The organism is Micropruina glycogenica, from assembly GCF_900289045.1.
In the GTDB taxonomy this organism is placed as follows: Bacteria; Actinomycetota; Actinomycetes; order Propionibacteriales; family Propionibacteriaceae; genus Micropruina; species Micropruina glycogenica.
Genome location: NZ_LT985188.1, coordinates 2400197 through 2422816 on the forward strand (window position 1 = coordinate 2400197; position 22620 = coordinate 2422816).

At 68.0% G+C, this 22620-nt stretch carries 16 protein-coding genes; 8 read left to right on the plus strand and 8 right to left on the minus strand.

Features of this window, described 5'->3' with window-relative positions; all coding sequences use genetic code 11:
• Positions 1-98 precede the first annotated feature (98 nt).
• Together treY and treZ are read left to right on the plus strand one after the other, a co-directional pair.
• Positions 99-2483 (plus strand): malto-oligosyltrehalose synthase, encoded by a 2385-nt coding sequence (gene treY / locus MPLG2_RS11360; protein ID WP_105186221.1) that lies wholly within the window; start codon positions 99-101, stop codon positions 2481-2483.
• Positions 2483-4261, plus strand: a complete 1779-nt coding sequence (gene treZ / locus MPLG2_RS11365) for a malto-oligosyltrehalose trehalohydrolase (protein WP_105186222.1) — start codon at positions 2483-2485, stop codon at positions 4259-4261. Before treY ends, treZ begins: the two co-directional genes overlap by 1 nt.
• A 167-nt stretch (positions 4262-4428) precedes the next feature.
• Here treZ and MPLG2_RS11370 read toward each other — a convergent pair whose 3' ends face one another.
• The 6 genes from MPLG2_RS11370 to MPLG2_RS11395 form a co-directional block, all read right to left on the minus strand.
• Positions 4429-6660 carry a 6-phosphofructokinase gene (locus MPLG2_RS11370; RefSeq protein ID WP_105186223.1) on the minus strand — a complete coding sequence of 744 codons (2232 nt, stop codon included), beginning with the start codon at positions 6658-6660 and terminating at the stop codon, positions 4429-4431.
• A gap of 183 nt (positions 6661-6843) precedes the next feature.
• Complete coding sequence (locus MPLG2_RS11375) at positions 6844-8655, minus strand: ABC transporter ATP-binding protein (RefSeq protein WP_231935637.1); 1812 nt, start codon at positions 8653-8655, stop codon at positions 6844-6846.
• On the minus strand, positions 8652-9395 hold the full coding sequence (locus MPLG2_RS11380) for a hypothetical protein (protein ID WP_105186224.1): 744 nt from the start codon (positions 9393-9395) through the stop codon (positions 8652-8654). Before MPLG2_RS11380 ends, MPLG2_RS11375 begins: the two co-directional genes overlap by 4 nt.
• A complete protein-coding gene (locus MPLG2_RS11385) occupies positions 9392-10918 on the minus strand; it encodes an ABC transporter permease (RefSeq protein ID WP_105186225.1) in 1527 nt (508 codons plus the stop codon). The genes MPLG2_RS11380 and MPLG2_RS11385 overlap by 4 nt, the downstream gene beginning before the upstream one ends.
• Positions 10919-11137: 219 nt before the next feature.
• Positions 11138-12847 carry an ABC transporter family substrate-binding protein gene (locus MPLG2_RS11390; protein WP_197709919.1) on the minus strand — a complete coding sequence of 570 codons (1710 nt, stop codon included), beginning with the start codon at positions 12845-12847 and terminating at the stop codon, positions 11138-11140.
• A gap of 324 nt (positions 12848-13171) precedes the next feature.
• Positions 13172-13594 (minus strand): RDD family protein, encoded by a 423-nt coding sequence (locus MPLG2_RS11395; RefSeq protein ID WP_197709920.1) that lies wholly within the window; start codon positions 13592-13594, stop codon positions 13172-13174.
• Between the two features lie 152 nt (positions 13595-13746).
• Here MPLG2_RS11395 and glnA point away from each other — a divergent pair, with 152 nt between their 5' ends.
• A complete protein-coding gene (gene glnA / locus MPLG2_RS11400; RefSeq protein WP_105186228.1) occupies positions 13747-15177 on the plus strand; it encodes a type I glutamate--ammonia ligase in 1431 nt (476 codons plus the stop codon).
• 353 nt (positions 15178-15530) lie between these two features.
• Here the strand turns inward: glnA and MPLG2_RS11405 are convergent, their stop codons facing one another.
• Positions 15531-16508, minus strand: a complete 978-nt coding sequence (locus MPLG2_RS11405) for an NADPH:quinone reductase (RefSeq protein WP_105187633.1) — start codon at positions 16506-16508, stop codon at positions 15531-15533.
• Positions 16509-16640: 132 nt separating this feature from the next.
• Here MPLG2_RS11405 and MPLG2_RS11410 point away from each other — a divergent pair, with 132 nt between their 5' ends.
• On the plus strand, positions 16641-17030 hold the full coding sequence (locus tag MPLG2_RS11410) for an MmcQ/YjbR family DNA-binding protein (protein ID WP_105186229.1): 390 nt from the start codon (positions 16641-16643) through the stop codon (positions 17028-17030).
• A complete protein-coding gene (locus MPLG2_RS11415) occupies positions 17027-17788 on the plus strand; it encodes an aminoglycoside 3'-phosphotransferase (protein WP_197709921.1) in 762 nt (253 codons plus the stop codon). The genes MPLG2_RS11410 and MPLG2_RS11415 overlap by 4 nt, the downstream gene beginning before the upstream one ends.
• 99 nt (positions 17789-17887) lie before the next feature.
• Here MPLG2_RS11415 and MPLG2_RS11420 read toward each other — a convergent pair whose 3' ends face one another.
• Positions 17888-18775 (minus strand): VOC family protein, encoded by an 888-nt coding sequence (locus MPLG2_RS11420; RefSeq protein WP_197709922.1) that lies wholly within the window; start codon positions 18773-18775, stop codon positions 17888-17890.
• 65 nt (positions 18776-18840) lie between these two features.
• Between MPLG2_RS11420 and MPLG2_RS11425 the strand changes: the two genes are divergently transcribed.
• The 3 genes from MPLG2_RS11425 to MPLG2_RS11435 all read left to right on the plus strand — a co-directional run bounded on the left by MPLG2_RS11425 (position 18841) and on the right by MPLG2_RS11435 (position 22548).
• A complete protein-coding gene (locus tag MPLG2_RS11425) occupies positions 18841-20055 on the plus strand; it encodes a CynX/NimT family MFS transporter (protein WP_105186231.1) in 1215 nt (404 codons plus the stop codon).
• A 118-nt stretch (positions 20056-20173) separates the two neighbouring features.
• Positions 20174-21043 carry an N-acetylmuramoyl-L-alanine amidase gene (locus tag MPLG2_RS11430; protein WP_158681096.1) on the plus strand — a complete coding sequence of 290 codons (870 nt, stop codon included), beginning with the start codon at positions 20174-20176 and terminating at the stop codon, positions 21041-21043.
• A gap of 212 nt (positions 21044-21255) precedes the next feature.
• Positions 21256-22548, plus strand: coding sequence for a glycoside hydrolase family 32 protein (locus MPLG2_RS11435; protein WP_197709923.1), 1293 nt, complete (start codon positions 21256-21258; stop codon positions 22546-22548).
• Positions 22549-22620 lie beyond the last annotated feature (72 nt).

Here is a 22620-nt window from a genome sequence, read left to right on the forward strand (position 1 = left end):
GCGTGGGGCCCCTTCTGGCGCGAGTCAAGAGGATTTTCGCCCGGACGATCCGCAGGCTCGATTGGCACCCCGCCGAGCCGGTTGCCACAATGACCAGGGTGACCTCTACCACCCAGGTGCGACCCTTCACCGGCACGTACCGACTGCAGCTGCACGCCGGCTTCACGCTCGACGACGCCTGTGGCGTGGTTCCCTACCTCGCCGACCTGGGCGTGAGCCACCTCTACTTGGCACCGATCCTCACCGCGGTGCCCGGTTCGGTGCACGGCTACGACGTGCTCGACCACACCGCGATCAACCCCGAACTCGGTGGACGCCCCGCGCTGGCCCGGTTGGCGCACACCGCCCACGAACACGGGCTCGGCATCGTGGTCGACATCGTGCCCAACCACATGGCACTGGTGGCTCCTCAGTGGCGCAACGCCCCGCTGTGGCAGGTGCTGCGCGAAGGCCCGACCTCGGCCGCCGCGCACTGGTTCGACGTCGACTGGGCCCACCTCGACGGTCGCTTCGGCCTGCCGATTCTGGGTGGCACGCTGGCCGACGAACTGGCCGCCGGTTCGCTCACCCTCGACGTCGGACGCCCCGACGAAGGTCCCGCCGCCGGGGCCCCCGTGCTGCGCTACTACGACCATGTGCTGCCGCTGAACCCCGACGGGCCCACCTCGGGCGATCTCGGCGACGTGCTGGCCGCCCAGCACTGGCTACTGGCCAGCCACACCGAAGCCGCCGACGTGCTCAACTACCGCCGCTTCTTCGAGGTCGACCAGTTGGTGGCGATTCGGGTGGAACTGCCCGACGTGTTCGACGCCACCCATGCGCTACTGCTCGAGTTGCACCACGCGGGGGTGATCGACGGTTTCAGGGTCGACCATCCCGACGGCCTGGCCGACCCCGAGGCCTATCTGGCCCGGCTCGCCGACAAATGCCGACCCGGCACCCCGATCTGGGTGGAGAAGATCCTCGAGGGCCACGAACGGCTGCCCGAATGGGCCGCAGCCGGCACCACCGGCTACGACGCCGCCTTCGCCCTCGACACGGCCCTGGTCGACCCCGCGACCGTCGAGACGGTCACCACGGCCTGGGTGGCCACCGGCGGCGAGCCGTCGCTGGAGGCGTGCACCGCCCAGAGCAAGCGCCAGGTGCTCGACCAGTTGCTGCAGCCCGAACTCAACCGCCTGCAGCGGGCCGCGGCGAAAGCGCTGCCCGGCCACGAGCCGTCCGCGCTGCGCGAGGCACTCACCGAGTTGCTGGTCGAGCTGCACGTGTACCGGGCCTACGTGCGTCCGGGCACCGAGCCAGACGCACAACTGGTCGCCCCGCTGCACGAGGCCCTCGCCCGGGTGCACGACGATCACCCCGACCTGGCCGAGGCAGCGACCGACTTGGCCGGGGTTCTGGAGCGTCCGGGCACCGCGCCCGGTGACGCCGAGGCCGCTGCCGACCTGTGCGTGCGGTTTCAGCAGACCACCGGCCCGGTGATGGCCAAGGGCATCGAAGACACCACCTTCTACCGCTGGCACCGGCTCTGCGCCCTCAACGAGGTGGGTTTCGACCCGGTCACCGGCGAACACCCCGGCACTGCCGACCTGCACGCCTGGGCCGCCCACCAGGCCGACCACTGGCCGCTGGGGCTCACGGGACTGTCCACCCACGACACCAAGCGCAGCGAGGACGTCCGCGCCCGGCTGCTCGCGCTGGCCGGCGACGCCGACGCCTGGACGCGCCTGTCGGCCCTGGCCGTCGCGGCCGCCGACGCGCACGGCGTCGACCTGGCCACCGCGCACCTGGTGTGGCAGACCCTGGCCGGTGTCGGACGCATCACCCCCGAGCGATTGGACGCCTACCTGACCAAGGCGATTCGTGAGGCCAAGCAGCACACCAGCTGGCTGCAACCCGACGACGACTACGAGAAACGCGTGCTCGACCTCGGCCGCTCGATTCTGGCCGGCGACGAGCTGGGCGTCGCCATCGCAGCGGCCGTCCGCGACAATCGCGCCGCGATCAGGTCCGTCACACTGGCCCAGAAGCTGGTGCAACTGACCCTGCCTGGCGTACCCGACACCTACCAGGGCGCCTGCCAGCTCAACCTGACGCTCGTCGACCCCGACAACCGCGACGACATCGACTTCGCGGCGCACAGCGCCCGGTTGGCCAGGCTGGACGCCGGCGGAGCCCTCGAATCGCTCGACGACGAGGTGATGCTGGTCACCTCGCGCACCCTGCGGTTGCGCCGCGAGCGGGCCGAGTTGTTCGCCGACGACTACCGTGCGCTGAACCTGCCGCCGGGCCTGCTCGGTTTCGGCCGCGGCGACGACGTGGTGGTCGTCGTGCAACAGGGGCGTGCCGCGGCGGCGGGCGACGTCGACCTGCCGAACGACACCTGGGTCGACGTTCTCACCGGCAACCGCTTCGACGGCGCCACAGCCGCCGCCGACCTGCTCGCCACCCTGCCGGTGGCCCTGCTGGTACGGGAGGGCTGATGCTGCACCACTACACGGTCTGGGCCCCCGAGGCCGAACGCGTCGACCTCGTGCTTGGTGCCGGGGGCGAGCGCACCGAGCCGATGCAGGCCACGGGCGAAGGTTGGTGGGCCGCCGACGCGGAGCCGGGCGATGGACGGTACTCCTTCGCCCTCGACGACGGCGACCCGTGGCCAGACCCCCGCGGACGGCGCCAGCCCGACGGCGTCCATGCCCCGTCGGCGCTGGTCGACATGAGCACGTTCACCTGGACCGATCACGACTGGGCCGGCAAGCCGCTCAAGGGGTCGGTGGTCTACGAGGTGCACGTCGGCACCTTCACGCCGAGCGGCACCTTCGACGGCGCCATCGAGCGCCTCGACTACCTGGCCGATCTGGGCGTCGACGTGATCGAGCTGATGCCGGTGGCGTCGTTTCCGGGCCGCAGCGGCTGGGGGTACGACGGCGTCGCGTTGTATTCGGTGCACGAGGCGTACGGAGGCCCCGAGGGCCTGCAGCGTTTCGTGGACGCCGCGCACGCCCACGGCCTCGCCGTCTGGCTCGACGTGGTGTACAACCACCTCGGCCCCGACGGCAATTACCTGCCCAGCTACGGCCCATATTTCACCGACCGCCACCAGACGCCGTGGGGTGTCGCGGTCAACCTCGACGGCCCGGGCAGCGACCAGGTGCGCGCGTTCTTCACCGACAACGTCCGGCAATGGTTCGCCGACTATCACCTCGACGGGTTGCGGCTCGACGCCGTCCATGCCCTGCACGACGACCAGGCCGTGCACCTGCTCGAAGAAATGGCCGCCATCGCCGACCAGATCAGCGAGGCCACCGGGGTGCCGCGGGTGCTGGTGGCCGAGTCCGACCGCAACGACCCCGCCACCGTTGCGCCGCGCGGCCTGGGCGGCGCGGGTGGGCTGGGGCTCGACGGGCAGTGGGCCGACGACGTGCACCACGCCTTGCACGTGGCGCTGACCGGCGAGGCGCAGGGCTACTACGCCGACTTCGCCGACCCTCAGGCCCTGCCGAAAGTGCTGGGCCACAGCCCGTTCTTTCACGACGGCACGTACTCGTCGTTTCGCGGCCGGCGGCACGGCCGCCCGGTCGAGCCGGCGGTCACGCCCGGGTGGCGGTTCATCGTGTCGCTGCAGACCCACGACCAGGTCGGCAACCGCGCCACCGGCGATCGCCTCGGTCACCTCGCGGGTAGTGGACGGGCAGCGATCGGGGCAGCGCTGCTGCTCACGTCGCCGTACACGCCGATGCTGTTCATGGGCGAGGAGTTCGACGCCTCCACGCCCTGGCAGTACTTCACCGACCACTCGGAAGAGTGGTTGGCCGAATCGATTCGCGAGGGCCGGCAGGCCGAGTTCGCCGAACACGGCTGGTCGGGCGAGGTGCCCGACCCGCAAGACCCCGGCACCGTCGAGACGTCCACCCTGGAGTGGGCAGAACTCGATCAGCCCCAGCACGCCGCGATGCTGAGCTGGTACCGCACGCTGATCGCGTTGCGCCGTCGGCTGCCCGACGTGCGCGAGGCGGTGCTGGGCGAGGGTGCGGTGGCCCGCGACGGTGACCTGCTGCTGGTGCGCCGCGGTGAGCTGAACGTGGTGGCGAACCTGGGTGACGAGCCCGGACGACTGCCCGTCGCCCTCGACGCCGAAGTGCTGGCCGGCTTCGGCGAGGTGAGGTTGGACGACGCCGAGGTGCTGCTCGGACCGGGCAGCGTCGGGCTGCTGCTGGCACCTCCGCCGACGGGGGTCATTCCGGTCATCGCCGACGCCTGACCGGCAGCTTTGAGATTCCGGGTGGCGCGAGATAGGAACCGTCCCCAACACGCGCCAGAACCGTCCCGTCATCGCGGCGAACGCCGGGATCCCTGCGCCCCACCGACCGGGTGGCGCGAGATAGGAACCGTCCCCAACTCCCGCCAGAATCGCTGGTCGAGCTCCCGTCAGCTCTGGGGTTCGGGTTCGTCCGACACGGCCGTCACGACCTCGCGCAGCCGCAGCCACCACTGGTCGTGGGGACGCCGGACGGTCGTGTTCATCAAGCTCATCATGTCGCCCATCGGCACGTCTTTCACTCTTGAGCCGGTGAGCCCGACCAGGTAGCTGCCGTCGGCGCCGGCGTCGAGTTGCTCGGCGATCTTGTCGAGCGCATGGCCCACCAGGCGGGTCGCCATCAACCGGTCGAAGGGGCTCGGTGATCCGCCCTGCTGCTGATGCCCCAGTACCGACTGGCGCACGTCGTAGACGCCGCCGCTCTCGGCCCGCAGCATGCGGGCGATCACGTCGGTGGTGTACTCCTCGTTGGCCCGCTCGTTGCGTACGGCCAGGAACAACGACCGGCCGCGGGCGAACGACCGCCGCAGCCACTCGATGTCACGGTTGAGCTGAGCCAGCGTGATGCCCTCTTCATGCAGGTAGACCCGCTCGGAGCCGCCCGCCAGGCCGCCCATCAGCGCCAGGTAGCCGCAGTAGCGGCCCATCGTCTCGACCACGAAACTGCGCCGGGTCGCGGCCGCCGACTGCTTGATGCGGTCGATCGCCTCGACGATCACGTTGAGTGCGGTGTCGGCGCCGATCGCGAGCTCTGAGCCGGGCAGGTTGTTGTCGATGCTGGCCGGTACGCACATCAGGGGAATACGGAACGCCGGGTAGCGGTCGCGCTCGTCGTGCAGCCGGTACATGGCCTGGTAGCCGTTCCAGCCACCGATCATCAGCAATGCGTCGACCTGATGGTTCTCGAGCTGCCGACCGATCGGGTACAGCTCTTCGATGCCCGGAATGGTGCGCCGCAGGCCCAGGTTGGCGCCGCCGTCAGCCGTCCACGCCTCGACGTCAGCCCAAGCCAACTCCGTGATGCGACCGTCGCGCAGGCCCGGAAAGCCGTCCCGAACGCCCAGCATGGTGTGGCCGCGGCTGATGCCCAGCCGGACCGCCGCGCGCGCCGCCGTGTTCATGCCGGGCGCCAGGCCGCCCGCGTGCATGATGCCGATGCGCTTGCCGGCTTCGTTCACGGTGATGCGTGACGGCTCGGTGAGTTCGCGTAACAGCTGCGCCATCACCCCGAAGGATTGGCCGCGCGCCGCCATCGCCGCGGTGTAGTCGCCCGCGTCGATCAGGTGCGACACTTCGCGGGTGTTGCGCACGGCGTCCATCAGCGGGACGGCGGCAACCCGGTTGCCGCGAATGCCGAACACGTGGCCTTCGCTACCGGGGTCGGCGGCGAGCAGCGCCCGCACGGCCTCATAGCCCAGCCAGGTCGAGCACCAGCGGTCGAACGCGCTGGGGCGTCCCCCACGCTGCACGTGGCCGAGAATCGTCACCCGGGTGTCTTCGCCGAGACGTTGCTCGATGATCTGGCGCACCTGCTCGGACGTGATCGCATTGCCCTCGCGGTCGGTGGCCCCTTCGGCGACCACCACGATCGAGTCACGCCGTCCGGCCGCGCGCCCACGGGCCAGTTCGGCGCACATGCGCTCCTCCCAGCCGGCCTCGGGCGGGTCCTCGGGTATCAGCACGTAGTCGCAGCCTCCGGCGACCGCGGCCATCAACGCCAGGTAGCCGCAGTGCCGGCCCATCACCTCGACCACGAAGCTGCGCTGGTGGCTGGCGGCGGTGCTGGCCAGGTCGTCGATGGCATCCACGATGCGATGCAGCGCCGAATCGGCTCCGATGGTCATGTCGGTGCCGACCAGGTCGTTGTCGATCGAGCCGACGAGCCCGGCGATCATCAGCGCCGGGTGCGCGTCGGCGACCTCTTGGTCGAGCTCACCCGCCTCGACCAACTCGGCCAGCAGGTCGGGCCACTCGGTGCGAAAAAGGTCGAGCCCCGACAGGCTGCCGTCGCCGCCGATCACCACCAACCGGTCGATGCCGTTGGCCAGCAGGTTACGGGCGGCGGCGCGCCGTCCCGCACGTTCGCGAAAGTCCTTCGAACGAAAGGTGCCGATCACGGTGCCGCCCCGGTGCAGCACGTTGCCGACGTCGTCCCAGCCGAACCGGCGAATGCCGGCACCGCCGTCGATCATGCCCTGGTAGCCCTCGAAAACGGCGTACACCTCGGCCCCCAGGCTGATCGCCGTGCGAACCACCGCCCGCACCGCCGCGTTCATACCCTGTGCGTCACCGCCGCTGGTCAGAATGCCGATGCGCTTGCCGGCACCGATCTGTTCGGTCATGGGTACATCCTTGCAGCCGGACGGCGTGGTTGGTCGAGCTTGTCGAGACTCGGTTCATGCCGGGCGATCTCGACCGATCACCGGACGTCCGGCAGCCCTGGCTCACCCCAGCATCTCAACCAAGCCCGGAGCGCTACTCGAGTCAGGAGATCCCGGCGTTCGCCGGGATGACGGTCCCCGTCGTCAACTGACGATGTGGTGCTCTTCGAGCAGGGCGTCACGCAGTTCGCGGCGGCGCTTCTGTTCGGCCGGGTCGGGCACCGGCACTGCCGACAGCAGCCGCTTGGTGTACGGGTGCTGCGGGTCGGTGACGATCTCTTTGGTGGGGCCGACCTCGACCAGGTAGCCGTGCCGCATCACCGCGATGCGCTGGCTGAGCATTTCGACCACCGCCAGGTCATGGCTGATGAACACACAGGCGAAGCCGTACTCGGCCTGCAGGTCTTGGAACAGCTTCAGCACCCGGGCCTGCACCGACACGTCCAGCGCCGAGGTGGGCTCGTCGGCGATCAGCAGCTTGGGCTGCAGGGCCAGCGCCCGCGCGATGCCGATGCGCTGCCGCTGGCCGCCCGAGAGCTCGTGCGGGTAGCGGTTGCGCATCGACCGGGGCAGTTGGACGCTCTCGAGCAGGTTCTCGACCCGCTTCGACAACTCACTGCCCTTCAGCCCCAGGTGCAGCATGATCGGCTCGCCGATCGACTCGCCCACCGGCAGCCGCGGGTTCAGCGACGACCCCGGGTCTTGAAACACGATCCCGACCTCTTTGCGGAAGGGCTTGAGGTCGCTCGGCTTGGCGTTGGTGATGTCACGGCCGTTGATCATCAGCTTGCCCTCGACCACCGGCAGCAGCGCCACCGCGGCGCGTCCGATGGTGGTCTTGCCCGAACCCGACTCGCCGACCAGGCCGATCACCTCGCCGGGGTCGACCCGTAAGTTGATGTGGTGCGCGGCCCGGAACGCGGCGCGGCGGCCCTGTTTGGGGTACTCGATCGCGACGTCCTCCATCAACATGGCCGGCGTCACGGAGGCGTCGCCGCTCATCAGCGGCACCCCGGTCTTCTCGCCCTCGGCCACCAGCGACAGCCGCGCGGTGGGCAGGTCCTCTTCGGCCGTGGCCGAGCCCAGGTGCGGCACCGAGGCCAGCAGCTGCTTGGTGTAGGGGTGCTGCGGGCGGTTGAAGATGTCGTCGGACGTGCCGTGCTCGACGACCTTGCCGTCTTTCATCACCACGATGCGGTCGGCCATGTCGGCCACCACGCCCATGTCGTGGGTGATCAGAATGATGGCCGCGGTGACCCGCTCGCGCAGGTCGCGCATCAGCTTCAGAATCTCGCCCTGCACCGTGACGTCGAGCGCCGTGGTGGGTTCGTCGGCGATCAGCAGCTTGGGGTCGCAGGCCAGCGCCTGGGCGATCATGATGCGCTGCCGCTGGCCGCCCGAGAGTTGGTGCGGAAACTTGTCGAAGCTGTCTTCGGGGTCTGGAATTTCGACCAGCGTCATCAACTCGATCGCCCGGGTCTTGGCCACCGAAGGCGCCATCACGAAGTGCGTGCGCAAGGTCTCGACGATCTGAAACCCGACGGTGTACACGGGGTTCAGCGCCGTCATCGGCTCTTGGAAGATCACCGAGATCTCGTTGCCGCGCACCTGCTGCAACTGGCTGATGTTCATACCGATCAACTCGGTGTCTTTCAGCTTGGCCGAACCGGTGGCGCGTCCGTTCTGCGGCAGCAGGCCGATCAGGCTCATCGCCGACTGGGTCTTGCCCGAGCCGGACTCGCCCACGATGGCCAGCACCTCGCCGGCCTTGAGGTCGTAGTTCAGCTTGTCGGCGGCGGTGAACCAGTCACCGTTGACCCAGAAGTTCACGCTGAGGTCGCGCACCTTCAGAATCGTGTCGCCGAGCTTGACCTCACCGCCGATGCTCTTGCTGAGCCGGACGGCGCTGGTCAGGTCGGTGCTGGGGCTGGTCGCCTTGGGGGTTTCGGTGCTCACTTCGCGCCCTCCGTGCTGGGGTTGCCGGTGGCGATCTGCGCCATCGCCTTGTCCATCTGCCGCTGGCTCGGAATTCTCTTGGTGCGCGGATCGAAGGCGTCACGCAAACCGTCGCCGATGAAGTTGATGCTCAACGCGATGAAGATGATGAACACGCCCGGCCACCAGAACAGCCACGGACGGGTGGCGAACGCGCCCTGGTACTGCGAGATCAGCATGCCCAGGGACACGTTCGGCGGCTTGACGCCGAAGCCCAGCGAGGTCTGAATGCCCTTCATCACCAGCGCGAAATTGTCGCGGCCGATGTCGTCTTGACCGAACGGATGCTCACCGAGCGAGAACGGCCACAGCGTCAGGGTCGGTGCGGCGCCGTTCACCACGTTGCCGCTGGCGTTGTAGTCCTGAATGCGCCACCAGCCGGGAATGCCGAAGATGCCCATCGACGACATCGACAACAGGGCGATCAGCACCAGCGCCAGTACGCCGCCCATGGCGCCCTTGTGCCGAATGAACCGCGACCAGACGATCTGGCCCTGTGACAGGCCCTCGACCTCTTTGGACGTGCCGACGCCCTCGCCGCGTCCGGTGGACTCGTCGTCACCCGAGGGCACGGCGTCGGGGTCGTTCTCGTTGGGCAGGGTGGCGAGCGGATCGGTCTCGATCGCCGCGTCGGGGTCGAAGCCGGGGCGGGGCTCGATGCCCAGGTCGTCGGCGCCGGGGGTCTTGTCGTCGTTGCTCATGCGTTCACCCTGATCCGTGGGTCGAGAATGCCGTAGAGGAAGTCGGCCACCAGGTTGGCGATCATGGCCAGTGCGCCGGTGATCATGATGTAGATCATCACCGGGTCGATCTCACTGCCGGTCAGCGACGTGACGAACAGTCGCCCCATGCCGGCCCAGTTGAAGATGGTCTCGGTGATCACCGCGCCGCCGATCATCGTGATGAAGTCGACGGGCACGATCGAGGCCAGCGGCAGCAGCGCGTTGCGCAACGCGTGCCGCACGATCACCAGGCGCTCCGACAGGCCCTTTGCTCGCGCGGTGCGAATGTAGTCCTGGTTCATCACCTCGAGCATCGAGCCGCGCTGGTAGCGGGTGTAGCCGGCGAACGAGATCAGCACCAGCGCGATGGTGGGCAGCAGCAGGTGCGTCCACTTGTCGAGCTGGCTGATCCAGAAGTCGCCGCCCAGGTTGGGCGTCTGGGCCCCGATGGTGGCGATCGGACGGCCGCTGATCACGCTGGCGTTCATGTAGAGCTGCCAGCCCTGCAGCACCCGGTCGACGTAGACCAGAACCGATATGATCACGGCCACGACGGCAGCGCCGCGCATCGAGACGGCCCGGTCGGGCCCGCCCCACAGCCAACCGATCAACAACGCGATGCCGATCGCGACGAGCAGCAGGGCGATCAGCCACAACTCGTTCATCGGCACGTAGTAGAACAGCCACTGCAAGCCGATGTATGAGACCACACCGACGGCGGCGGTGGTCAGCGCCGAGTACAGGGCCCGCCGGTTGTTGATGCCCGAGAAGATCAGCGTCACCGCGTAGGCGGCGGCCGCACCGATCACCGCAACGCCGACGATGCCGATGCGTGGATTCTCGAGCCACCCGCTGTAGATCACGTACGCCAACGCGCCCAGGGTGATCGCGAACGCGCTGGCGAACACGATGGCCTGGCGGCGTAGGCCGACGGCGATCGCGCCCGCCCAGAACAGGCCGGCGACCACCGAGACGCCGATCGCCACCGGCCAGTTCATCACGGGGTTGTTCAGGTAGTCGTTCAGGCCGATCGCCAGGTACTGCTTGAGCAGCACCGCGACCCAGAAGATCGGCAGCGCGTAGAGCACGAAGCTCACGAAGGTGATCGCGTAGTCGAAGGTGGTGTACTGCCGCAGCGCGCTCAGCAGGCCGACCGTGACGCCCAACAGCAGGGCCAGCACGGTGGCGGCGAAGACGAGCTGAATCGAGGTGAGCGCCGCGCCGCCCAACAGGTCGTTCACCCGCTGGCCGGTACGCCACGCGATGCCGAAGTCGCCGCGCAGACACGAGGTGAGCCAGTCCCAGTAGCGCACGTACCAGGGATCGTTGAGGCTCAACTGCGCGACCCGGATCTCGATCAACTGGTCGCGGTTCAGGGCGGGTGAGGTGCGCAGGTCGTCCAGGGGGTCGAGCGCGATGTCGAGCAGCCAGTACATCAGAATCGACAGCAGGAGCAGCAGAACGATTGCGATCGCCAATCGGCGAGCGATGAAGCGAAGCATTGTGTGCCTTTGCTCGGTCAGTGTGTGCGCAGGTGTTGCGTGACTGTTGCGTCAGTGTAGGAGTACTACCAGGCTTGGCCACAAGCCTTTTGCAGACGAGGTTGAGAGACGTTCCGACAAGGTGGGGATGCGCGATGGGGCGCCAGGTCTCCCTGACGCCCCATCGTTTCGGGCGATTCGTGAGTCGCCGATCTGTTGTGCCGAAGCCGGCCCGTCAGATCAGGACAGCTTCCACTCCCAGAAGTTCCAGAACAGCGTCGGCGCGAGCTGAATCGAGCTGACGTTCTGGAGCCGGTTGCTCACCGCGGTCGGCTCGGGGAACTGGAAGATGGTGATGCTGAACGCGTCCTTGGTGAGTTCGGCACCGATCTTGTCGACCAGCTCGTTCTGCTTGGTCGGGTCGGTCTCGACCTGCAGCTGATCGAGCAGGCCGTCAACGGTCTTCGAGCTGTAGCCGTAGAAGTTGTTGCCGCCCTTGGTGCGGTAGTTGGCGTCCGCGCCGGTGACACCGGTGCTGGTGGACTGCCAGCCGAACAGCACCGCGTCGTACTTGCTGGTGTCGCTCAGCAAGGCGCCCCAGTTCTCGTTGCCGGCGTCTTGCACCGTGAAGCCGGCCTGCTCGGCAGACTCCTTGATCAGCTGGAACTCCTGCTGACGGCGGGTGTTGTTGCTGGCGTACATGAACCGCACGGTCGGCTTGACGCCCACTTCGTCGAGCAGGGCCTTGGCCTTGTCGATGCTGGGGCCCTCGCCGTACTTGGCCTTCATGCCGTTGGCGGCGACGTTCTGCTCGTAGTTGGGGGCGCCGGGAACGACGTCGTAGCTGTTACGGATCGCGGCGTCGGGGTTCAGCGGCTTGATGATGTTGTCGATGATCTTCTGCCGCGGAATCGTGTAGAGGAAGGCCTCGCGCACCTTGCGCGCCTTGTCGGCGTCGCCGCCGTACTTGGCAGGGTCGAACGGACCCTTGTTGTTCTGCGCCATGTCGACGTGCTCATAGGTGGCACCGACGCCGTTGAGCACGGTGACGTTCGGCAGCGCCTGCATCTGCTTGAGAATGTCGGCGGTCGCCTGCGGCTGGGTGGCCAACACCTCACCGTTCTGCAGCGCCTGCACCGAGGCCTGGGCGTCGGGAATGATGCGCACGGTGATGGTGTCGATGGTCGGCACGTGCGAACCCTTGTAGTTGGGGTTCTTGCTCAGCGTGACGTACTGCTCTGCCTTCAGGTCCGTGATGGTGTACGGACCGTTGCTGACCAGCAGCTCTTTGTCGGCCGGCATGGTCTTGAAGTTGAAGTCGGAGTTCCAGACGTTCGAAATCTTGGCCAGCGCCGCGTTGTCTTTGTTCTTGAACGCGTCGCTCACCGCCTGGGCGGCCTGGGTCGGGTCGTCGATGCCCAGGGCGCGCTTGCCCACCACGTGCGCGGGCACGCCGGTGGTCATCAGACCCTTGTCCCAGTCGACGTACGGCTTGGAGTACTCGTAGGTGATCGTCTTGCCCTCGACGGTCGGGAACTTCTTGATCAGCGCGAAGCCGGGGCTGCTGGCGTTGAAGAACACCTTGGTGCCGGTGTTCTTACCGCCGACGTCGCCGGTTTCGTCGTCGAGCTTGGCCTCGTAGTTGTTGAAGTTGCCGCTCTGCGCGAAGGTGTTGAGAATCAGGTCGGCCGGCGTCACCGGAACCCCGTCCGACCAGGTCGCGGTGTCGGCCAGCGTCTGCTTGATCGTCAACGGGCTGTCGGACGTCTTCTCGTACGTGCCGAAGCTGGTGTTGGGCACCAGGTTCAGGTCTTTGTCGTAGTAGTTGAACGCGTCGTTGGCCATGTACAGGATGTTGTTGTTCGCGGTGGCGTTGCCGAACGACGTGACGCCGTTGGCGGAGTAGAACGCCTGGTTCCACGCGATGGTCGCGACGGATGCCTGGCTCAAGCCGGGCTGCGAAGCCTGCGGTGTCGGGGTGCAGGCGGACAGCGCCAGGCTGGCGGCAAACACGCCCGCGGCTCCAGCGAGCCATTTCTTGGTGCCCAATGTTCCTCCAGATCTAGGTCGGCGATGCTGCAGGCCCTTGTGGGTGCCTCAGTGCAGCCTCGTCCGATGGTGAGCTTCGTCCAAGCTAATAGGTGACCCGAGGGGTCGCAATCCCAGCCCCAAAGGGTTGCCGGATCGTTACGGAAGCGAAACGCACCCACGTCGGGGGTGGGGGAATTCACGCGATCGTGGCGCACGAACGGCGCAAGTGTGCTAGTCAGCCCGTCAGCGGCGGTTCACCACGACCGTGCCCAACGCCAAGTCGTTGAGCGCCCGGCGTTCGGCCCCGATCACGATGGTGGGCAGCACCAGGCAGATCATGGCCTGCCGGGCCAGCGCTCGCAGCACGCCGATCGGCCCTCCGTCGAGCCGCACCACACCGATCTTGGCGATGATCTGGCCGAAGCTGCCGCCGGCCAGGCCGGTGAGCACCGACGACTCGACGAAGAACACCGCCAGGGTCATCCAGCTGCGCCACCCGGGCTCGTGCAGCACGCCGACGCCGAACAGAATCACCGCCAGCGCCATGGACGCCGCCCAGTCGAGAATCAGGGCGGCCACCCGGGCCCGCCAACTGGCCAGCGACCCGCGTCCGGTCTGGGGCAGCCCGAGGGTTTCGCCGGGGTACTGCTCTGCGGTGTCGGTCACGCTGGCCAATGTAGTGCGGTGGCGTCACCGAGTGCCCGGACGGCGTCCACAGCGGCCCGTAACGTGGCCGAAACAAAGGCGCAACGGTGCAGAAATCCGGTCTCCCTAGGGTGGCTTCGTTCCGATCCCCATTGACCTACTTCGGAGGAAAGATGTTCCAAAGCGCTGACGATCTGTTGGCCTATGTGAAGGATGAAGGCGTCGAGACCATCGACATCCGGTTCTGCGATCTGCCCGGCGTCATGCAGCACTTCACGGTTCCGGCTGGTTCGTTCGGCCCCGAGGTTTTCGAGGACGGTCTGGCGTTCGACGGCTCGTCGATTCGTGGCTTCCAGAAGATCCACGAGTCCGACATGGCCCTGCTGCCCGACCCGACGAGCGCGTTCATCGACCCGTTCCGCCGCTCCAAGACCCTGGCGGTGAGCTTCTTCGTGCACGATCCGCTGACCAAGGAGCCCTACAGCCGCGACCCGCGCAACATCGCCCGCAAGGCCGAGGCGCACCTGCAGTCGACCGGTATCGGCGACACCGCGTTCTTCGCGCCCGAGGCGGAGTTCTACATCTTCGACTCGGTGCGGTTCGAGACCAAGCAGAACGCGGCGTTCTACTACATCGATTCCGAGGCCGGCGCCTGGAACAGCGGCGCCGAGGCCGAAGGCGACGGCCGTCCGAACCGTGGCTACAAGGTGAAGTACAAGGGCGGTTACTTCCCCGTCGCCCCGGTCGACCACTTCTCGGACCTGCGCGACGACATGGTGCGCAACCTCGAGCAGGCGGGCCTCACCGTCGAGCGGGCGCACCACGAGGTGGGCACCGCCGGCCAGGCCGAGATCAACTACCGCTTCAACACCATGCTGGCCGCGGCCGATGAGGTGATGAAGTTCAAGTACATCATCAAGAACACGGCGTGGGCGGCGGGCAAGACCGTCACCTTCATGCCGAAGCCGATCTTCGGCGACAACGGCTCGGGCATGCACGTGCACCAGTCGCTGTGGGCCGACGGCAACCCGCTGTTCTACGACGAGAACGGCTACGGCCAGCTCTCGGACATGGCGCGCTACTACATCGGCGGCCTGCTGCACCACGCCCCGTCGCTGCTGGCCTTCACCAACCCGACGGTGAACAGCTACCACCGTCTGGTGCCGGGCTTCGAGGCCCCGACCAACCTGGTGTACTCGGCCCGCAACCGCTCGGCCTGCATTCGCATTCCGCTCACCGGTTCGAACCCGAAGGCCAAGCGCATCGAGTTCCGCTGCCCCGACCCGAGCTCGAACCCGTACCTGGCGTTCGCGGCGTGCCTGCTGGCCGGTCTGGACGGCATTCAGAACAAGATCGAGCCGCTGCCCCCGGTCGACAAGGACCTCTACGAACTGCCCCCCGAGGAGCACGCCAAGGTGCCCACCGTCCCGCCGTCGCTGGAGGGTGTGCTCGACAAGCTGGAGGCCGACCACGACTACCTGCTCGCAGGCGACGTGTTCACCCCCGACCTGATCGAGACCTGGATCGACATGAAGCGCGCCGACATCTCCGCGATCCGGCAGCGTCCGCACCCGCACGAGTTCGAGATGTATTACGACATGTGATCGCTTCGCATCATCTGTCGGCGACACTCAGGCGGCTGCGCCGCGCAACCCGTGTTTAACGACATGTGATCGCTTCGCGACAAGCGACAACGTCGGGCGCTGCCAATCAGCAGCGCCCGACGTTTCGTTGGTCGAGCTTGTCGAGACCGTCTCCCTTTCGTTGGTCGGACTTGTCCAGACCCTGTCGTGAGACCCGGGGTGTTCGTTCGATGGTGCGTCCGGGCATCAACGTCACTGCCTTTGTGACACGTGACTGCCTGCCGGCGGGCAGCTACGTGTCACAAGGGCAGTCACGTGGCACTCCACCCCCCGTTGCGAGGCCATCCCGCGTGTGCGAGTGACTACCTTCCCGCTCAGGCTGTGACGTCGAGCACGACCCGGCGCCGGTTGTCGGAGTCGACCAGGTCGTGCGCGGCTGCGATCTCTGCGAGCGGCAGAGGCGAGCCGATGGGAACGCGCAGGTGTCCGCCCGCGGCCGCGGCCGTGAGGTCGAGCGCCGCCTGGCGCTTGGCCGGCTCGGGAAAGTCGTCGCTGCCGAGCAGCCGAATGGTCAGGTTGTCGAAGAGCATCGGCCAGAAGTCGATGGCCGGTCGCGGATCGCGGGTCGCGTAGGCGGCGATCACCGCACCGTTGGCCGCCACCCGCGCGTCGAGGTCGACGTTGTCTGAGAACGCGACCTCGATGATGCGCTCCACGCCCTCGGGCGCCACCTCAGCGATCGCTTGCTCGACGTCGGAGTCGTCCAGGGCAACGGTCAGGTCGAGACCCGGCGCGACCTCGGCAAGGTCTTGACCCCGACGGACGGTGCCGATCACCCGTGCGCCGCCCCACCGGGCGAGTTGAGCGGCCAGCGAACCGACCGCGCCGAGTACCCCGTGCACGAGCACCGTGCGGCCGGTCACCGGCCCGTCGGCGAACACGGCCCGGTGAGCTGTGATGCCGGCGATGCCGAGGCACGCGGCCAGCCGGTCGTCCAGCTCGTCAGGAAGCGGGACGGCGGTGTGCTCGGGCACGCAGGCGTATTGCGCAGCGGTACCGAACGGGCGGTACGACTGCGCGTTGTACACCCACACCTGAGACCCAACCCGGCCGGAATCGACGCCCGCGCCGACCAAGTCGATCACGCCGGAGCCGTCACTGTGCGGAATCACCAACGGGTAGGGCATGGACGAGCCGAAATACCCGGCCCGCTTCTTGGTGTCGCCGGGATTGACGGCCGAATAGTGCAGCCGCACGCGCACCTCACCGGTGCCGGGCAGCGGGTCGGGCAACTCCCCCACCTGCAGTACGTGGTCGGCGGCACCCTGCCGTTCGTAGAACGCGGCGCGCATGGCTTCCTTCTGAAACAGTTGATGTGTGTGCGACCGAACGCGCGCATTGCTCACGATCGATCGTGCCGTCCAGCCTGACACAAGTACCGCCTCGAATCGTGATCGAACGGCCCCCCCTGAAAGACTGACCGCGTGAGCCACCCCAGCCGCTTCGAAGCCGACGACCCCTACCTGGCCCGGCTGCGCGAGGTGTGCCTCGCGCTGCCGGAAGCGGCTGAGAAGGTGTCGCACGGGCACCCGAACTTCTACACCACGAAGGTGTTCGCGGTGTTCGGCGGGGTGGTGAAGGGCGATCACTACAACACCCGGTGGTCGCGCTCGGTACTGGTGCGGCCCGATCTGTTGACCCGCGAGCAGTCACTGGCCGACGACCGCTTCTTCGTGCCGGCCTACTACGGGCCCTCCGGCTGGGTCGGGCTCGACTTCACCGCGGCCGCGGTCGACTGGGCCGAGGTGGCCGACCTGGTGGAGCAGTCGTACCGCAACACCGCGCCGGCCCGGCTGTTGCGGCTGCTGCCGTGACGCCGTCGCACGCGTGGTTCACCGAGCTCGGTGACCTCGCCGTGCCCGACTGGGTGCTGGCGCTGGCCGACGGGCGCGCGGTCGAGCCGGTGTGGCGCAACGAGGACGGCGGCATCACGTACCGGATCGGGGCGGGGGCGGCGTACCTGAAGGCGCAGCGTCCGGGGGTCGACTGGCAGCCGGACGCCGAACGACTGCGGCTGGCGTGGGTGGCACCGTTCGTGCCCGCCCCTCGTGTGCTGGCCCACGGCGTCCAGGGCGACGAGCACTGGCTGCTGACCGCCGGCCTGCCCGGACGATCGGCGGTCGCCCTGCCCTGGCGCGATCGTCCAGCGGTGACCGTGCCGCAACTCGGCCGGGCGCTGCGTCGCTTTCACGACACCGTACCCGTCAACGGCTGCCCGTTCGATTGGTCGGTCACCTACCGGGTACGGCACTACAGCTTGAACGAGGCGTTCGTGCGGCTCGCTCCCCCGCTCGATGCCGTGGTCTGCCACGGGGACGCCTGCAACCCCAACTTTCTGCTCACCGACGATGGCGCCTTCAGCGGCTACGTCGATCTAGGCGGGCTGGGCGTCGCCGACCGGTGGGCCGACCTGGCACCGGCGCTGCTGAGCCTGGGTTGGAACTTCGGGCCGGGTTGGCAGCCGACCTTTCTCGACGCCTACGGCGTCACCCTGGACGACGCCAAGCTCTCGTTCTACACCGCACTGTGGAACGGGGTCGGCGACGAACTCGACCGCAGACCCCTGAGCTGAATCGGGGACGTTTCCCTTTTCAGCCCATTCTCAGCTTCAAATCTCGCTGACCAGGGCGGACGCGGGGTGAGCCAAAAGGAGAACCGTCCCCGATCTGGCTCAGTCGTCCGTGGAGAGCCGCACGAGGTTGCCCCACGGGTCGTCCAGTTCGACCGATACGCCCGTGTCGCGCACCTGGACCCCGCCCGCGCGCAACCGGTCCGCCGCCTGGGCGACGTGGGAGTCGTCGGGCAGTGTGATGTCGACCCGACCGAGCCCCAGGGCCGGCGCCCGGAAGCCCGCCCCTGCGCTGCGCCACGTGTTCATCGCCATGTGGTGGTGGTACCCGCCGGCGGCGACGAACACCGCCCCGTGCCACTCGGCGGTCAACTCGAAACCCAGTAGGTCGACGTAGAACCGCTTGGCCAGATCGGCGTCCCCCACCTTGAGGTGCACGTGCCCAACAGTGCCGTCCAGCCCATCGAGCACGCCGCGCCGGTCGGGGGCGGTCGACAGGTGCTCGCGGGCGGCATCGGTGAGGTGCTCGCCGATGAAAGCGTTGGGGTCGATGTAGAGGGCGTCCATCACGACGCGGCCGTCTCGATAGCTCCACTCGCTGCGTGGCCGGTCCCAGTACAGCTCGATGCCGTTGCCCTCGGGGTCGTCGAGGTAGAACGCCTGGCTGACCAGGTGGTCGCCGGCACCGGTGTAGAGCTGTGGGGTGTTGACCGCCACGGACGCCAGAGTCGCCGCGAGGGACGCCTGGTCGGGGTGCAGAATCGCAGTGTGAAAGAGGCCTGCGCTGCGCCGCTCGCCCTTGGGCAGGTCAGGACGATGCCGCAGCTTCACCAGGGTCTGGCCGGCACGGCCGAGTTCGACCTCGGGGCCGTTCTCGGCCAGTACGTCGAGTAGCAGCACGTCGCGGTAGAAGGAGGTCTGGCCCGCCAGATCGCCAACGTCGAGGCTCACCCGTCCCATATGGGTCTGCCCCGGCAACAACTCGGTCACGATTCCTCCTTTTGCTGACTCATCAACAATCTAGTCTGCCGGGTTGTTCCCATACACTCCCCCGAGTGACCGACCACCCCCGCACAGCCCCGTCCGCACGGGGCGGGCACGCGCTGATCGTGGTCGGCATCGTGCTGCTCTCGTTCAACATGCGCCCCGCCGCCGTGACCATAGGGCCCGTGCTGGGTCGCATCGTGGACGATCTGCACCTCAGCGGCGTCGAGGCGGGGCTGCTCACGGCGCTGCCCGTGTTGTCGTTCGCCCTGTTCGGCGCGCTCACCCCGCGGCTGGCGGCCCGGGTGGGTCCGCACCGGCTCACCGTGCTCGCGTTGGTCGCCGCGCTGGTGGGCATGGTGGGGCGCAGCCTCGCCACCAACGCGTGGGCCTTTCTGGCCCTGACCCTGGTGGCCCTGTCGGGTATGGCGTCGGTGAACGTGCTGATGCCGTCGCTGGTGAAGCGTCACTTTCCCGATCGCATCGGGCTGATGACCGCTGTCTACACCACCGCCATGGCGGTCGCCCTCACCACCGCCGGCGTGCTGACCGTGCCCATTTCGGAAGCGACCGGAAGCTGGCGCATCGGCCTGGTGGTCTGGGCGGCGCTGGCGCTGCTGGCGATCGGCCCCTGGATCGGCCTGGCCGGCCACGACCACCCGGACGCCGCCCCTCGCGTCGGCCCCGTCGTGCGGTTCGCCGACGTGGCCCGCACCCGGCTCGGCTGGGCGATGGCGGTGTTCTTCGGCATGCAGTCGTTGCAGGCCTACGCCGTGTTCGGCTGGATCGCCGAGCTGTACGCCGACGCGGGCTTCTCGGCCACCGAGGCCGGGTTGTTGTTGGGCGTGATCACCGGCATCGGCATTCCCTTGTCCTTTGTGATCCCGACGTTCGGCATTCGCAGCGCGCTGCAGTGGCCGATGCTGGTGGCGCTGACGAGCTGCTACGTGGTCGGTTACCTCGGCCTGCTGATCGCCCCCGTCGCCGGGGCGTGGCTGTGGGCACTGCTGGTGGGCATCGGCACCTGCACGTTTCCGCTGATACTCACCCTGATCGGGTTGCGGGCCCGCACGGCCGAGGGCACCGCCGCGCTGTCGGGGTTCACCCAATCGGTGGGCTACCTGCTCAGCGCCGTCGGGCCGTTCAGCATCGGACTGCTGCACGATGCGACCAATGGCTGGACCGCGCCACTGCTGCTGCTGATCGCCCTACTCGTTCCGCTCACGGTGGCGGGCTGGACGGCGATCCGGTCGGGTCCGATCGAGGACCAGCTGCATCAGCGCTGATCGTCGATCGTCGTTGGTCGAGTCTGTCGAGACCGACGCCGGTCGGGGGTTTTCGACAAGCCCAACCAGCAGTACGGCGGCCCCAGGACTTCTCGAGCGGTGCGGCTACGCTGATTCGGTGCGGCGGCTCGTGGTGACCTTGGCGCTGGCCGGGCTGCTGTGCGGGTGCACCGCCGCACCGGCCGTCTCGCCGTCCGTCAGCACCCCCTCCCCGCAGTACGTCGTCACGCCGACTCCCAGCCCGAGCACGGCCATATCCGTGGCCGGCGCGACGCCCACACCGGCACCTTCGAGTGCGAAGCCGAGCGCCACGCCCACCGCCTCGGCGAAGACCAAGCCGCTGGCCGGACGCACCATCGTGGTCGACCCCGGTCACAACGCGGTCTGGACGAAGGCCCTGCTCAAGCAGGTGCCGGCCGGCAACGGACGCACCAAGCCATGCAACGCGTCCGGCACCGCCGGCGGCAGCTACGCCGAGCACACCTTCACCTGGCAACTCGGCCAGGCCCTGGTCGCGCGCCTGCAGCGGTTGGGCGCCACAGTGGAGCTGACCAGGCCCAACGATCGCGGAAGCGGGCCGTGCGTCAACGCCAGGGCCGCGATCACCAACCGCGCCAAGGCCGACCTGCTGATCTCGCTGCACGCCGACGGCAACCTCGCCCAGGGCGCCCGCGGCTACCACATCATCGTCAGCTCGACCATGGTGGGCGGGGCCGCTGTCGAGCGCCGTTCGGCCGCCCTGGCCCGCGACCTGCGCACCGAGTTGGACGCCACCCGCACCATGCCGCGCTCCACCTACATCGGCGGCGGCACCGCGATTCACGCCCGCACCGACATCGCCGGGCTGAACCTGATCAACGTGCCTGGAGTGATGCTCGAACTGGGCAACATGCGCAACGCGTCCGATCTGGCGCTGCAGCGCTCGCCGCAGTGGCGGGCCACCGTTGCGAAAGCCCTGGCCGCCGGAGCGGTGGCGGCTCTCGCCTAGGGCGGTTCAGTTTCTCTTGGGCTCCATGGCCCCGAGCTTGTTCGACCCGCTGCTGGTCAGGGGTTTCGACACGGTCCACCAGCGCGGCCGGCGCGTCGTCACAGACACTCGCCGCGGGGTTCGTGCATCCCGTGCTGCGCTGGGAGAGCGCTCCCACCGGGCTGCCGAGATCTGTTGACGAACGTGCGACGCAGCCCACTACCATGCGGACCATGGCGCGCCAGCACTCACGTCCACGCTGGCACTACTCGCCGCTGCAGACGTGGATGAACGACCCCAACGGGCTGATCCACTACGCCGGCACGTGGCACCTGTTCTACCAGTCGAACCCCTCGGACGACCGCTGGGGCAACATGTCGTGGGGGCACGCGACGTCGCCCGACCTGTTGACCTGGACCGAGCATCATGTCGCGCTGTGGCATACCGACAGCGAAGAGATCTTCTCGGGCAGTTGTGTGTTCGACGCCACCAACTCCAGCGACCTGGGCACCGCCGACTGGCCGCCGCTGGTGGCGATCTACACCGCCAACTACCGCCCGGGCAGCGAGCGGCACGGCACCCAGGCCCAGTGCCTCGCCTACAGCCTCGACGGCGGATCGCACTGGACCAACTACTCCGGCAACCCGGTGCTCGACAGAGGCTCGGCCAACTTTCGCGACCCCAAGGTGTTTCGGCACGGCGACGCCTGGGTGATGGTGGCCGTCGAGGCCGAAAACCAGCAGGTGGTGATCTACCGCTCGACCAACCTGGTCGACTGGACGTACTGCTCGACGTTCGGCCCGGCGCATGCGGCCGCGGGCGTCTGGGAGTGCCCCGACCTGTTCGAACTGCCGGTGGCCGGACATGACGAGACCCGCTGGGTGCTGCTGGTGAACGTCAACCCGGGCGGGGTGGCCGGTGGCAGCGGCTGCCAGTACTTCGTCGGTGATTTCGACGGCCACACGTTCACCCCAGACCGGGTGATCGCCACGTCGACCGATCGTGACCTCGGTCTCGACGACCCGCTGCTGCGGTCGTACGACTGGTTCGACTACGGCCGCGACTGCTATGCCGTGGTGTCGTTCGCGGACGCCCCGGGCGGCCGCCGGATCGTGTTGGGCTGGATGAACAACTGGGACTACGCCGCCGACGTGCCGCTGACCGGCGGTCGTAGCATCATGACCATCCCCCGTGAACTCGACCTGGTGCTTCTCGACGACGGTTACCGGGTGCGGCAGCGGCCCGTCCGAGAGCTGCCCGTGGACGCCCTGCAGCATCACGCACTGGCGGCCGGCGACCGGGTCGTCATCAACGGAGTCGCGCTGGAGTATCACAACGGGGTGCTCAGCCTCGATCGTCGCGGGGTGGGTATGAACGACTTTCACGAGGCGTTCGGCAGCCGGCAGTGGGCCGAGGTGCCCGGCGAGCCCGAAACCGTCCACGTGGACGTGCTGGTCGACACCTGTTCGATCGAGGTGTTCGCCGCCGGCGGCCTGGTGACCATCAGCGATCTGGTCTTCTTCTGAACCTCGCCCAGCGGGCTGAGCCAGAAGTGAGGACGGTTCTCTTTCTGTATCACCGGCAATCTGAGCCGGAAT

Coding starts and splice junctions, on each gene's coding strand:
- treZ (WP_105186222.1), top strand. CDS start 2,483: ATGCTGCACCACTACACGGTCTGGGCCCCCGAGGCCGAACGCGTCGAC.
- MPLG2_RS11370 (WP_105186223.1), bottom strand. CDS start 6,660: ATGACCGAACAGATCGGTGCCGGCAAGCGCATCGGCATTCTGACCAGC.
- MPLG2_RS11380 (WP_105186224.1), bottom strand. CDS start 9,395: ATGAGCAACGACGACAAGACCCCCGGCGCCGACGACCTGGGCATCGAG.
- MPLG2_RS11385 (WP_105186225.1), bottom strand. CDS start 10,918: ATGCTTCGCTTCATCGCTCGCCGATTGGCGATCGCAATCGTTCTGCTG.
- glnA (WP_105186228.1), top strand. CDS start 13,747: ATGTTCCAAAGCGCTGACGATCTGTTGGCCTATGTGAAGGATGAAGGC.
- MPLG2_RS11405 (WP_105187633.1), bottom strand. CDS start 16,508: ATGCGCGCCGCGTTCTACGAACGGCAGGGTGCCGCCGACCACGTACTG.
- MPLG2_RS11435 (WP_197709923.1), top strand. CDS start 21,256: ATGGCGCGCCAGCACTCACGTCCACGCTGGCACTACTCGCCGCTGCAG.